Source organism: Streptomyces sp. G-G2 (assembly GCF_030063135.1).
Classification (GTDB): Bacteria; Actinomycetota; Actinomycetes; order Streptomycetales; family Streptomycetaceae; genus Streptomyces.
On the sequence record NZ_JASISO010000003.1, the window covers coordinates 175,490 to 188,362 of the forward strand.

11 protein-coding genes are annotated in these 12,873 nt (G+C 74.6%); 4 read left to right on the forward strand and 7 right to left on the reverse strand.

The window, feature by feature from the left end; all coding sequences use genetic code 11:
• Positions 1 to 9: 9 nt before the first annotated feature.
• On the forward strand, positions 10 to 963 hold the full coding sequence (locus QMF80_RS03845) for an AEC family transporter (protein ID WP_283449425.1): 954 nt from the start codon (positions 10 to 12) through the stop codon (positions 961 to 963).
• Positions 960 to 1,544, forward strand: coding sequence for a uridine kinase family protein (locus QMF80_RS03850; RefSeq protein ID WP_283449427.1), 585 nt, complete (start codon positions 960 to 962; stop codon positions 1,542 to 1,544). Before QMF80_RS03845 ends, QMF80_RS03850 begins: the two co-directional genes overlap by 4 nt.
• 4 nt (positions 1,545 to 1,548) lie before the next feature.
• On the opposite strand, the gene QMF80_RS03855 is transcribed toward QMF80_RS03850, so the two are convergent.
• Positions 1,549 to 2,577 (reverse strand): phosphotransferase family protein, encoded by a 1,029-nt coding sequence (locus tag QMF80_RS03855; RefSeq protein WP_283449429.1) that lies wholly within the window; start codon positions 2,575 to 2,577, stop codon positions 1,549 to 1,551.
• A gap of 162 nt (positions 2,578 to 2,739) precedes the next feature.
• Between QMF80_RS03855 and QMF80_RS03860 the strand changes: the two genes are divergently transcribed.
• Positions 2,740 to 3,120, forward strand: coding sequence for a hypothetical protein (locus QMF80_RS03860; protein ID WP_283449431.1), 381 nt, complete (start codon positions 2,740 to 2,742; stop codon positions 3,118 to 3,120).
• Here QMF80_RS03860 and QMF80_RS03865 read toward each other — a convergent pair.
• The 3 genes from QMF80_RS03865 to QMF80_RS03875 all read right to left on the reverse strand — a co-directional run bounded on the left by QMF80_RS03865 (position 3,080) and on the right by QMF80_RS03875 (position 7,245).
• Positions 3,080 to 3,997: a hypothetical protein gene (locus QMF80_RS03865; RefSeq protein WP_283449433.1), complete on the reverse strand. Its 918-nt coding sequence runs from the start codon at positions 3,995 to 3,997 to the stop codon at positions 3,080 to 3,082. The genes QMF80_RS03860 and QMF80_RS03865 overlap by 41 nt on opposite strands.
• Before the next feature lie 43 nt (positions 3,998 to 4,040).
• Positions 4,041 to 5,573 carry an FAD-binding oxidoreductase gene (locus tag QMF80_RS03870; RefSeq protein ID WP_283449435.1) on the reverse strand — a complete coding sequence of 511 codons (1,533 nt, stop codon included), beginning with the start codon at positions 5,571 to 5,573 and terminating at the stop codon, positions 4,041 to 4,043.
• 121 nt (positions 5,574 to 5,694) lie between these two features.
• Positions 5,695 to 7,245 carry an IucA/IucC family protein gene (locus QMF80_RS03875; RefSeq protein WP_502962766.1) on the reverse strand — a complete coding sequence of 517 codons (1,551 nt, stop codon included), beginning with the start codon at positions 7,243 to 7,245 and terminating at the stop codon, positions 5,695 to 5,697.
• A gap of 201 nt (positions 7,246 to 7,446) precedes the next feature.
• Here QMF80_RS03875 and QMF80_RS03880 point away from each other — a divergent pair, with 201 nt between their 5' ends.
• On the forward strand, positions 7,447 to 9,015 hold the full coding sequence (locus QMF80_RS03880) for an IucA/IucC family protein (protein WP_283449437.1): 1,569 nt from the start codon (positions 7,447 to 7,449) through the stop codon (positions 9,013 to 9,015).
• Between the two features lie 120 nt (positions 9,016 to 9,135).
• Here QMF80_RS03880 and QMF80_RS03885 read toward each other — a convergent pair whose 3' ends face one another.
• The 3 genes from QMF80_RS03885 to QMF80_RS03895 are packed head-to-tail and all read right to left on the reverse strand — an operon-like array spanning position 9,136 to position 12,835.
• The gene (locus QMF80_RS03885) at positions 9,136 to 10,470 is read right to left on the reverse strand and encodes an ammonium transporter (RefSeq protein ID WP_283449438.1); all 1,335 of its coding nucleotides are present in this window, start codon (positions 10,468 to 10,470) and stop codon (positions 9,136 to 9,138) included.
• Complete coding sequence (locus QMF80_RS03890; protein WP_283449439.1) at positions 10,467 to 11,876, reverse strand: ammonium transporter; 1,410 nt, start codon at positions 11,874 to 11,876, stop codon at positions 10,467 to 10,469. Before QMF80_RS03890 ends, QMF80_RS03885 begins: the two co-directional genes overlap by 4 nt.
• A gap of 41 nt (positions 11,877 to 11,917) precedes the next feature.
• Positions 11,918 to 12,835 (reverse strand): urease accessory protein UreD, encoded by a 918-nt coding sequence (locus QMF80_RS03895; RefSeq protein WP_502962767.1) that lies wholly within the window; start codon positions 12,833 to 12,835, stop codon positions 11,918 to 11,920.
• Positions 12,836 to 12,873 lie beyond the last annotated feature (38 nt).

Sequence of the window (12,873 nt, forward strand, 5' to 3'; positions counted from 1 at the left end):
GGGCGGGGCATGGGTTCGGTGGCCACGCTGGAAAAACTGCTGCCGGTGCTGCTGGCGTTCGGCTGCGGGGCGCTGCTCGCGAAGCGCAAGGTCGTACCGGCCGAGGCCTCCAAGGCCTTCGCGGACTACGCGTTCCTCTTCGCCGTGCCCTGCTACCTGTTCGGCAACATCTACGCGAGCGACCTGGGCGCGCTGTTCAACTGGCGGGCGCTCTCGGGCTACGCGGCCACCGCCGCGCTCGCCGTCCTGCTGATCGGACTGGCCGCCCGCGCCTCGGGGGTGCGGGAGCCGCGCGGGGTGGCGCTGCGGATCATGGCGGGCGTACAGGTCAATACGGCGTACTTCGCCGTACCGGTCTTCATCACCCTGTTCGGGAACGCGGCGCCGATCTTCCCGGTGCTGCTCTTCCAGGTCTGCGTGCTGTCGCTGGTGGTCATCTCCATCATGGAACTGGGCCGCGCCGAGGACGACCCCGACACCCTCGGCTCCAAGCCGGTCCGGCTGGCCCGCGCCGTCGGCGCCTCGCTCACCACCCCGCTCGTCCTCGCCTGCAACGCGGGCATCGCGCTGAACCTGCTGTCGCTGCCGGTCCCGAAGGTGGTCCTCGACGGCTTCTCCTTCGTCGGGGACAGCGCCTCGCCGGTCGCCCTCTTCGCCCTGGGCCTCCACCTCGGCGGCCTCGGTCTCGACCTCCGGGGCACGACCCGGGAGGAGCTGGCCCTGATCGCCTTCAAGTGCGTGGCCTTCCCGCTGCTGGCCTGGGCCGTCTGCGGCGGCCTGTTCGGAGTCACCGGGGACTGGCTGAAGTACCTGGTCCTGATCGCCGCGATGCCCACCCCGCAGAACCTCTTCATCTTCGCCCAGCGCTACGGCATCGGCGTGGACCTCTCCGCCGCCCTGGTCATCAAGAGCTCGGTAGCGGCCCTGTTCCTGCTCCCGCTGTGGATCCAGTGGGCGGCATGACCCCGCCGCTGCTCCTGACCCTGACGGGCGGCGCGGGCGCGGGCAAAACCACCCTGGCCGCCGCGCTGGCGGCCGCCGCCCCCGAGGGGCCCGTGCGCATCCTGCACGGCGACGACTACTACTACGCCGACACCCCCGGGCGTGGCATCCGGCGCCCCGACGCGACGGGCACCCTCCGCCTGGACGTCGGCGACCCCCGCTCCCTCGACACCGACCGCCTCGACGCCGACACCGCCCACGCCCTGGCGTCCGCCCCCGTGGTCGTCGTCGAGGGCCTGTTCGCCCGGCACGTCGCCCCGCGACCGACCGGCACGCGCTTCGACGTCTTCGTCGACCTGGCCGCCGACCTCCGTCTGGTCCGCAAGATCCAGCGCAAGTGCCTGCGCGACGGGTTCCCCCTCGACGTCCTCCTGGCGAACTACCTCGACCACCGCCGGGCCGCGCACGAGCGTCACGTCGAGGCCCTGCGCGCCGGCTGCGACCTCGTCGTCGACGGCGGCACGGACCCCCTGGCCCTGGCCCGAGCCGTCTGGGCGGCCGTCTGCGAGCGGGCCGAGGGGGGTCCGAGAGAGGCGGCCTGACCGGTCAGGGGCGGACCGACGGTACGGGGGCCAGGCGGGGCCAGCGGTCGTGCATGCGGCTGCGCATCCGGGCCGCCAGTTCGCCGAGGCCGGACAGTTCCGGGTGCTCCGCGCCCAGCGAGGCCAGCACCTCCAGGCGGTGGGCCAGGCGGGCCCGGGCCGTGGTGGTGCCCCAGGTCCAGTCGCGGCGGGCCGCCCGGGCCAGCTGGTCCCCGCTGTCCCGCCGGGCCTTCGGTACCAGCGCGTCCCCCCGCAGCACCCACCCCGCGCACGCGTCGGCGAGGCCCTCCGGCACGTCTTCGCCCCGCTCCGCGCGCCACACCGCCCGGTACGCCTCCTCGGCCCGCGCCCGCAGCGGCCCGGCCGCCGAGGTCACGCACGCGCAGGTGGGGAACCCGATCCGCAGATAGGCCAGTTCGGCCAGGCCACTGCCCACGCAGGCCTGCTCGAAGTCCACGAACCGGATCCCCGCCGGGGTGTGCAGATCGTTGCCGGGACACGGATCGCCGTGCAGCAGCGCATCCGGCACGGCCGCCCCGAGCCGCTCCACCAGCGCCCCCATCTCCCCCTCCGCCCCGGCCGGTACGGCGGCCCCCAGCCGCTCGGCGAACCCCAGGAACGCCGCGATGTCGGCCGCCCCCGGCCCCCGCCACCTCGGCAGCGCCCCCGGGTCCTCGGGCGCGCAGGCGTGCAGCCGGGCCAGCGCGGCCGCGTACGGCACGATCCACTCCGGGCCGGGCCGCCCGTGCTCCAGGTGTTCCAGTACGAGGACCAGCTCGTCCGGGTCCGTACCGAGCAGGGCCGGCACCACCGGCCCCGTGGCCCGCCGCCCGGCCAGCCGCAGCGCGGTGACCTCACGGTCGTAGCGGTCCCGCGCCCCCGGCCCGGCGACGAGCTGCTTGAGGACCGCGGGCCCCCCGGCCAGTTCCACCCGCCACACCCGCGAACGCGGGCTGCTCTCCAGTCGCCGCGCCCGGCCCGGCGCCCCCAGAGCGGCCCGCAGAGCGTCCCCGTACGGCAGTCGTCCTCGCATCGCACCCCTTCTGAGACCGTCGCCGCCCGTCCGTACCGCGGCCCGCGCACCCGTCACCCGCACCCGTCACCCGCACCCGTCACCCGCACCCCATCACCCGCGCCGTCCGCCCGCCACCGGATTTCGCGTTCCCCCGGGCGGGTGACCATCGTTGACCCCGGTATGAAACCTGGCCTGGAACTGCCCGCCGTCGCGGCGCCCGGCGTCGGCGAGCGGGCGGACGCCGCGGCGGACGCCGCCTGTCACCTCTACGACGCGGCCTTCCTCGGCGGCTGGAGCCGGACCGCCGCCGAGGACGCCGCCGAGACCATCGAGACCACCGCGCACGCCCTGGCGAACGTCCACCCCCGGGCCGAGGTCATCCTCGCCCCCGTGCACGCCGCCCTCGCGGACCTGCGGCGGCGTCTCGAACTGCCGCCCGCGGACGACCTGATCGCGGCGGGCGTGCCGCCGACCCCGCGCAGCGTCGGCAACCCCCGCCGCACCCGGTGCCCGTACGGGCTCATCGCGCCGCGTCGACCGCCGAGCGGTACAGGTTCCTGACGTCCGTACCGAAGTAGGAGCTGTACGAGGTGTCCGGCCCCGGGCCGCCGGTCTTCCAGCCCCCGATCACCCCGACCACCTCCCCGGTGCGGGTGCCCGGGTCGTAGTTCTTCAGGAACGGGCCCCCGCTCGTCCCGCCGGGATACCCGGTGCAGTTGATCTGCAGGAACGATCCGGGACTGGCGGGATCGTCACTGGTGAACCGGGTCGTCCGGTTCACGCACACCCGGGGCCGCGCGGCCGACGCCGGATAGCCGATCAGCCGGATCGCGTCGTGCTCGTATCCGTCGCCCGTGATCAGCCGGTTCCCGCCAACCTGGTCCTGCACCGCGATGTTCTTGTCGTTCGGCCCGACCCGCGCGAAGGCCACGTCGAGCGTGGCCGCCAGGTCCGGTCCCTGCTGCTGGTAGCGCGGATCGACCCACACCTTCAGCACGGGGAACATCCCGTACGGGCGCGGGTTCCCGGCCGTGTAGTGCGGTACGAACGCCACCTGCCGGGTATCGGCCCCCATCAGGCAGTGCGCCGCCCCGAGCACCAGGTCGTGACCGGGGGAGGCGACCACGCTCGCGGTGCAGAAGTACGCCCCGCCGTCCTTCATGACGAACAGCCGCCCGACCACCGGGATGCCGTCGAAGTCCTGCCCGACACCGGGTCCGGCCGCCGCCCGCGCCACGTCCGGATCGGGGTCCACGGCCCGGGCGGACGCCATCCGCTCGGTGGTCCAGAAGGCCTCCGCCTCGGGAGCCGACCAGTGGTCGCCCAGCGGGGTCTCGGTGGCGCTCCCGGCCCCGGCGGGCACCTGCCCGATGACCAGCACCACGGTGGCCGCGGCCACCACGACAAGCGTCCGGCGCAGCGTCGACTCACACCGCATGCTGAAGTCCTCTTCTCGTTGTCGGTTCCGGGCTCCGCACGGGCTAGACCGCCTGCGCGAAGTCGAAGAGCCGTCCGGGGTCGTATGCTCGTTTGACCTCTGTCAAACGAGCGAGATTGCCGCCGTAGTACGCCTCGCGCCAGGTTCCGAGCCGCGGGTCCGTGTAGTTCTGGTAGGCGCGGCCGCTCGCCCACGGCCGCAGCCGCTGCCAGAGCCCGTCCAGCCAGGCCCGGTGACGGCCCGTCTGCGCCGGGGCGGCCGACTCGGGCCAGTACGCGAGGTACTGGCCCAGGAAACCCGCCCCCCGGTGGACGAACGCCGACGACCCCGGCCCCACCCGGTTCAGCGCGCCCCCGCACACCCCGTCGAACTGCACCACGCCCCGGCCCCCCGGCGGTACGGCCGAGGCGTAGCGGCGTACGCCGTCCAGCACCGCCCCGGCCGCGTCGTCGGGCAGGCCGCCCGCGGGCCAGAAGTCCGAGCGCGCCGCGTAGTCGTCCCGGCCGAGCCGCCCGCGCGGGTCGTGCCCCGGCAGCCGGCCCGGCAGACGGCACCGCGCATCGGACTCGCCCCGGCAGCCCGACAGCGTCCGCATCGCCTCGCCGTACCCCCCGGTCTCGACAAGGCTGTCCCGGGGGCGGCTCCCGACCGCGTCGGACAGCCGGGTCAGCTGCTCCTCCAGCGCCCCGCGCCCGTCCAGGGACAGCACCCGCACCGCCGGTGGACCCGGCGCCGTACCGGGCTCCGCCAGGAACTCGACCTGGCTCCAGAACGGGTCCGGCAGCCCGTCCAGCCACCGCTGCCAGCCGCGCAGCACCGCCGCGGAGTCCGCCCACGGCCAGTGCAGTTCGGCGAAGGCGCAGTCAGCCGCCGGGTGGGCGCGGAAGCGGAACTCGGTGACCACTCCGAAGTTCCCGCCGCCGCCCCCGCGCAGCGCCCAGAACAGGTCGGGGTCCGTCCGGGCGTCCACCTCGCGCACGGCCCCGTCCGGGGTGACGATCCGCGCCCCGACGAGCTGGTCGCTCGTGGTCCCGAAGGCCCGGCTGGAGACCCCGAGCCCCCCGCCGAGGGTGAGCCCGGCGATGCCCACGGAGGGGCACAGCCCGGTGGGGAGGGCGAGGCCCTGCCCGGCGAGCCGCGCGTTGAGGTCGCCGAGCCGGGCTCCGGCGCCCACCCGGACCTCACCGGTCCCGGTCCCGATCTCCGCCATCAGGCCCACGTCGATCACCAGGCCGGGCCCGGTCGAGTACCCGGCGTAACTGTGCCCGCCTCCGCGCGGCACCACCGCGACCTCCTCGCGGCGGGCGAAGTCCACGCAGGTGGCTACGTCCCGCGCGTGCGCCGGGTAGGCGACGGCGCCGGGCGCGACCGGGTCGTAGCGCGGCTGGAAGAGCCGGCGGGCCTCGCCGTAGTCCGGGTCCCCGGGAAGGACCACCCGCCCGTCCAGTGACCGGGCGAGCGCCCCGAAGCCCGCGGCCCGTCGCCTTCCCCCGTTCCGCGGTGGCCGGATCGCGCCGACGGAGGCGAGAACGGCTGCGGACGCACCGGCCAGGACGTGACGGCGATCGAGGCTCATGCCCCACTACTGCCATCGCGCGCGCCGATCCCCCCGGGGACAGGGCCGGGCACCGGCCCGGCTCCCCCCGAACGGCCCACCGCCCGGCGCCCGCCGGGGGCCTCGGGACAGCGGGCCCGGCTCAGGACGGCGGCGCGAGTCCCGGCAGCCGCCCCAGAGTGGTCCACTGGTCACCCGGGACGTCCGGGCTCAGCCGCATCAGCGTGAGCGCCTTCGCGGGCAGCGGCTCCGTCAGCAGGGCCAGGGTGTCCGGGGTGCGCTCCAGCGCGGGCGCCGCGGCGGCCAGGTCCTCGCCCAGCGCTTCGGCCGAACCCGCCAGCGCGCCCAGCGCGCCCGTGACCAGGGAGCCGAACAGTTTGCGGCGGAGCAGGTCCTCGTCGTCCGTGACCAGCCGCCCCACCAGCGGCGGCGCCGCGATCCCGTGCCGGGCCAGCCGGGCCGGGCTGATCCGGATGTCGGCCAGATCGCGGTAGACCAGCCGCAGCGGCTCCCCGGCGGGCGAGAGCACCACCAGCAGGTTCTGGCCGTGGGCCTCCAGGGCCACGCCCAGATCGAGCACGCGCAGGCACACCGAGAGCGCGAGCCGCGCGAAGGCCGCCCGCCACGCGGCGGACCGGGCCCACTGCGTGTCCCCGAGGGCTCCCACCGCCACCACCCGCTCGCCCGCGGCCGCGTCCGCGTACCGCTGCGGCGGCTCGCGCAGCACCGCCGCCAGGTCCGGGCTGTGCGCGGTGGCCGCGCCCAGGGTCCGGGTGACGTGCAGCCGCCCGTCGAGCCGGGCGGCCAGCGCGTCCGCGAAGGCCGACACCGCCGCCGCCGTCTCGATCGAGTACCCGGAGATGTCGCGGACGGAGGAGGTCAGCCGGGTGCTCAGGGCGGTCTTCACGTGCGGGCCGCCCGCGACGGGGGCCAGGGTGCGCAGCGCCATCAGCGGATGCGCGGCGTGCGCGTCCCCGCTCGGCACCGTCACCCCCGGGAGCCCGGGCACGTGCTCCGCCTGCCACGGGTGCACCGGGATCAGGATCCGTCCCCCGTCCCGCAACGCCGCGGGCCACTCGCCCGTCACCAGGCAGGCGTCCGCCCGTACGGCCCGCAGGCCGAGCGCGACCACCGACCGGTGCTCGGGGGCGTACGCGAGCTGCTCGGCCACCGAGAAACCGGGGCGGGAGCGGCAGTTGGGGTGGTAGGGGTGCCCGTCGGTCACCCGCTGCTCCCACTCCCAGTCCGCGACGGGCGGAGCCGGGTCCGCGAAGGCCGCCCCGCCCGCCCGGGAGAGCGCGAGGGACGCCGTACTGCCGTCCAGCTCGGCCGCGAACTCCGTGCCGTTGGCGATCCCGAGCGCCCGCGTCAGGGCCGCGGGCCCCGCGTACGCCCGGCCGCCGAGCTCCAGTTCGCGCACGTAGGAGGTCCGCGCGTAGGGGTCGGGCAGCGGCCCGCGCAGCCGGGCACCGCCGGCGAGCAGCAGGGTCATCGTGTCCCCGGCCACCGAGCGCCGCACCACCCAGGGCAGCGGTTCGAAGGCGAACGCCCGCCACAGCCGGGTCAGCACGGCCGCGCGGGCGCCCGGCAGCGCGGCCGCGTAGGCGGCGGCGAGTCCCGGGCGTACGCCGTCCAGCCGGGCGGCGACGGCTTCCTCGGCGGCGGATCCGGGGGCATGGCCACTGCGGTACAGGGCGGTACTCCTTCCAGCACATCATCGGAGCACCGGATCGTCGGGTCGTGGGACCGTCGGCTGAGCGGTGCGTCGGTAGATCTGCAGATCGGCACTTCCAGACATCGGGTTACCCGATTGCCGGACCATCATCACCCGAACATCCCGGCCGCCGCTCGGATCGCGGATACTGAAGATCACTGCCGGACCTAGAGGGAATCCGTGGACTTGCATCTCACCGCTGCCGCCGTAGGCACCGCCACCGCCACCGCGGACGAGTACGCCGCGGCGCCGCTCCTGAACTGTCTGCTCCGCGAGGCCGCCGACCCCCAGGGCGACGGCGTGCACCGGCTGCGCGGGAGCGGGCGGCTGCTGCGGGTGCACGCCGGGCGCCGCCCCACCCGCCCCGAGCTGCGTGCGCCCGACGGCTGGCAGCCGCTCGGCCTCACCGACCTGATCAAGCTCACTTCCGACGAGCTGCGCCAGTACACGGGTGTGTCGAACGACGAGCTCCCCGCCGAGATCGCCGACAGCCGCGCCGCCGTCGGCGCGCTGCTCAAGGCCCGGGCGGCGGCCGTCCCGCCGCGGGACCCGTACGTCCGCTCCGAGCAGGCGCTGCTGATGGGGCACCCCTACCACCCCGCGCCCAAGGCCCGCGGCGGCGCCCCCGCCCGCGGCTGGCTGCCCTTCGCCCCCGAGGCGCACGCCTGTTTCCCGCTCGCCTTCCTCGGGCTGCGCGCGGATCAGGTGGCGGGGGAGGGCGGAGCGCCCGCCGACGCCCTGTTCGAGGCACTGGCCGAGGCCGCCGGGGCGCCCGCGGCGCCTCCCGGGTACGTCCTGCTGCCCGCCCACCCCTGGCAGCTGGAGCTGACCTGCGCGCGCCCGGAACCGCGGGCCGCGTTCGCCGACGGCAGGCTGCTGCGGCTGGGCCCGGGGCGCCGCCCGGTGTGGCCCACCGCTTCCGTGCGGACCGTGTACGCGCCCGGCCCGGGCGCCGACCTGTTCGCCAAGTTCAGCCTCGACGTCCGGATCACCAATGACGTGCGGCGGCTGTGGCGGCACGACCTGCTGGGCCTGCGCCGTACCGACGCCGCCGTCGCCGCCGCCTTCGGGGCGGTGCGGGCCCGCACCGGGACCACGGCCGCCTGGCTGGGCGACCGGGGCTACCGGACCGCCGCCTTCGCCTTCGAGGAACTGGCCGTCCTGGTCCGCGACGGGCTGCGCGCGCACCTGCTGCCTGGCGCCACCCCGCTGCTGGCCGCCGCGCTCGCGGAGGGCTCCGAGCCCGGCCCGCTGGACCGGACCGCCGACCCGGCCGCCTGGTGGCGGGCGTACCTGCGGCAGGTGGTGCCCCCGGTGCTCGAACTCTTCGACCGCCACGGGATCGTGCTGGAAGCCCATCTGCAGAACACCCTGATCGCGGTCGATGCCTCGGGGACGCCGGTACAGGCCCTCTTCCGGGACGCGGAGGGCGTCAAAACGCTGCCGGGGACCAGCCGGGAGCAGGGCTGGCAGCGGCTGGTGTACTGCCTGGTCGTCAATCACCTCAGCGAGATCGCCGAGACCCTCGCCGACCGTCACCCGCGCGTCGCCGACGGGCTGTGGCCCGCCGCCCGGGAGGAGTTCCGCCGCTACGACACGGCGTACGGGCTGCCAGAGGTCCGCGAGCTGTTGAGCGCCCCGGCCCTGCCGGGCAAGACGAACCTGCTGCTGCGCTGGACCCGCGCCGACGGCGCCGCCGCCCGCTACCTCCCGCTGCCGAACCCGCTGCGCGGACCGGACGGGCCCTGAGCGGGGGCCGTCCGGCCGAGCGGCCCACGTCGATCAACTGCAACCAGTGGCTGATCGACCTGAACTGCCGGCCCGGACCCGGGTCCCGCCCGCCGGTTCCGGCCCGCCCGCCGGGAGCGCTCAGCCGTCCTGCCGGCTGGCCAGCAGGACCTCACGCAGCCGGGCGACCACCGCGGACGGGCTCTGCGGCTCCTCCAGCGGCGGGGCCGCGGAATCGTCCCCGGACAGCTGCTTGAGGTGGTCGGACAGGGCCTCGGCGTATGCCTGTTCGTGCTCGACCAGGCCGCCGGGCTGGCGCAGCCCGATCGTGGCCTCGATGGCCTTGCCGATGAGGGCGGTCATGACGAAGGCGAACAGGCCGAGCACCACCACCGCGGTGAGCTGCTTGCCGAGCAGGTCCCACGAACCGCCGTAGAACAGGCCCTTCTTGCCGGTGAGCGCGCCCGTCGCGGTCAGGCCCGCCATGACCATGCCGACGATCCCGCCCCAGCCGTGGATGCCGACCACGTCAAGGGTGTCGTCGACCCCGAGCCGGTACTTCCAGCTGATCGCGACCGCACAGGTCAGCCCCGCGACGAAGCCGGTGACCGTGGCCCACACCGGGGTGATGCCACCGGCCAGCGGGGTGGTGGCGACCAGGCCGGTCACCGCTCCCATGCACATGTCCAGCAGCCCGACCCGCCGGGTCCGCCACCAGCTGGTCACGGCCCAGCCCGCCATCGCGGCGCCCGCCGCGAGCTGGCTGTTGAGGAAGGCCATCGCGGCCCCGCCCGGAGTGCCCAGCGAGGAGCCGGTGTTGAAGCCGAACCAGCCGAACCAGATCAGGGACAGGCCGATGACGACCAGCGGCAGGTTGTGCGGGCGGATGCCCTGGCGCTCGAAGTCGGCGCGTTTGCCCGCGACGGTCGCGAGCGCCAGTCCGGCCGCGCCGGAGCCGATCTCGACCACCGTGCCGCCGGAGAAGTCGACCGCCCCGAGCTGCCTGGCCACCCAGCCCTGCGGATCGAACACCCAGTGCGCCATGGGGATGTACACCAGCAGGGTCCAGACGCAGACGAAGGCGATCCAGCCGTTCATGCTGGCCCGGCCCGCGACGGAGCCGCTGATCAGGGCCACGGTGACGATGGCGAAGGACATGTGGAAGACCGCGAAGCTCACGGTCGGCACGTCACCGGTCAGCGAGTCGATGCCGATGCCGCTCAGGAAGGCGTGGTCGAGGGTGCCGATCATGCCGAGCCCGGCCGCGTCCGGCCCGAAGGCCAGCGAGTACCCGACCGCGAACCACAGCACCGTGACGATGACCACGCAGAAGAAGCACATCTTGAGCATGGCGATGATCTGTCCGGTGCGGACCATCCCGCCGTAGAAGAAGGCCAGTCCGGGAGCCATCAGCAGGACCAGTGCGGTGGCCATCAGCAGCCACGACGCGTTGCCCGAGTCTCCGACCGTCGTCACTTGTCCCGCTCCCGTCGGTCCAGGACCGAGAGGACCTCGGCCAGTAGTGCGGCGTCCTGCGACGCCGTGTCGCGCGCCGTGCCCGGGACGGCCCCGACGGCGAGTCCGGCTCCGGACCCGGCTCCGGACCCGGCTCCGCCGGGTTCCTGCGGCCGGTCGCCCATCCGGTCCCGGATCTGGTCGAGGGTCTCGGAGTCGTAGGCCACCTCCTCCTCGCGCCCGGGGACGTTCTCGTACTCCTCCGAGGTGCGGAAACCGACTGCCTTGTCGATGACCTTCGCGATGATCCAGGTCATGGCGAAGGCGAACGACCCGACAGCTAGCACGCCGACCGCCTGGCGCCAGAGCTGGTCGAAGCCGCCGCCGTAGAAGAGGCCCTTCTTGCCGCTCATCGCCGCGGTCGCGAGGAAGCCGACCGACAGGACGCCGACGATGCCGCCCCAGCCGTGCACGCCGACCACGTCGAGGGTGTCGTCCACGCCGATCCGGTACTTCATGTTGATCGCGAAGCAGCAGACCACTCCGGCGACGAAGCCGATGATCAGGGCGCCGACCGGCGAGACCTCGCCGCAGGCCGGGGTGATGGAGACCATGCCCGCGACGGCCGCCGAGGCCACGCCGAGCATCTCCACATGTCCCAGCCGCCACTTCTCGATGATCGGCCAGCCGATCATGGCGCCCGCCGCGGCGAGCTGCGTGTTGAAGAACGTGGTGGGAGCGCTGCCCTCGACCTGGAGCGCCGATCCGGCGTTGAAGCCGAACCAGCCGAACCACAGCAGCGCCAGCCCGATCACCACGAGCGGCAGGTTGTGCGGGCGGATCGGTTCGCGCTCGAAGTCCCGGCGCTTGCGCAGCACGATGGCCACCGCCAGGCCCGAGGCACCCGAGCTGAGTTCCACCGGCAGACCGCCCGCGTAGTCCAGCGCGCCCAGGGACCGCGCGATCCATCCGTCGGGCGCGAACACCCAGTGCGCGGTGGGCACGTAGACCAGCAGGGTCCAGACGACGACGAAGACGAGCCAGCCCCTCATGGTGGCCCGGCCCGCGATCGACCCGCTGATCAGCGCCACCGTGATGATCGCGAACGACATCTGGAAGCAGGCGAAGATCACGGTCGGGATGGAGCCGTGCAGGGTGGTCGTCCCCACCCCGCGGAAGAACGCGTGGTCGAGGTCCCCGATCAGGCCGCCGCCCGCGTCCGTGCCGAAGGCGAGGGAGTAACCGACCGCGAGCCACAGCACGGTCACCAGCGACAGACAGGCGAAGCTCATCTTGAGCATCACCAGCACGTGTGTGGTCTTGACCATCCCGCCGTAGAAGAACGCGAGGCCGGGCGTCATCAGCAGCACCATCGCGGTGCTCGCCATCATCCAGGCGGTATTGCCCGTGTCGTAGCCAGGGGGCATGGGGGAGCGGACTCCTTCGGGTCGGGTCGGGTCCGGCCGGGTCAGGTCTTGCGCAGGGCGGGCGCGGGAGCGCCGGTGAGCCGCAGGCGTACGGAGTTCCAGACCCCGGCGAGCGCCCGGGTGACCGGCTCGCTCCGCTCGCCCAGGATCCGCACCCAGGCCCCGCACTCCCGGGGCAGCACGCTGACCCCGTACAGCAGCCCGCTGTCCGCCAGGGCCGCGTGCAGCAGGTCCGCGACCTCGCGGGCCGGGGCCAGCGGGGTCAGGACGAAGAAGCAGGCCATCACCGCGTGCCCGCCCAGCACGGCCGGTCCGCTCACCCCCGCCCCGCCGGGCTCCAGTCGTACGGTGTCCAGCGCCACCAGGTCGCCGCCGGGCCGCCGCACCTCGAAATCCGAGGCGAAGACGGCGTACGCGTGCCGCTCGCCGCGGGCGAGCCGCCCGGCCAGTACGGTCTCGCTCGCCAGGACGGTGGCCGAGGGGTCGGCGGTGATCACGGTGCGCTGGTAGAACCGCGAGTCGACGTACGGGATCACCGGATCCGGCAGGTACTCGACGTACGCCTCGGCCCCGGCGCTCAGGAAGGTCTGCTGGACGGCGTAGTCGTATTCCATCCGGTAGATCTTCGTGGCGGCCTGCGTGGTGACGTGGGCCGCGGTGCCGGGCCCGAAGTCGAGGTCCAGGCGCAGCCGGTCGGCCTGGATCACACCGCCGCCGGTCGACATCAGGAAGGTGACCGGCAGGTCCGGGCGGTGCGGGTCGAAGTACAGCGGGCGCATGATCTGGAGCGGGGACTTCTGGTAGTGCCGCACCAGTTCGGTCCGGCCGCCGCGCCGCTCGAACCCGAGCTCCAGCAGGCCCACCTTGCCGGGGCGGCCGACCCCGAGCGTGTCCGGGACCGCGGAGTGGCGGCGCACCTCCGGGGGCACGCGGGGCGGCTCGTAGTGCGCGGGTTCCAGCCGCCCCGGCACCCAGGCGGCCGGGGCCCGGTGCGCCG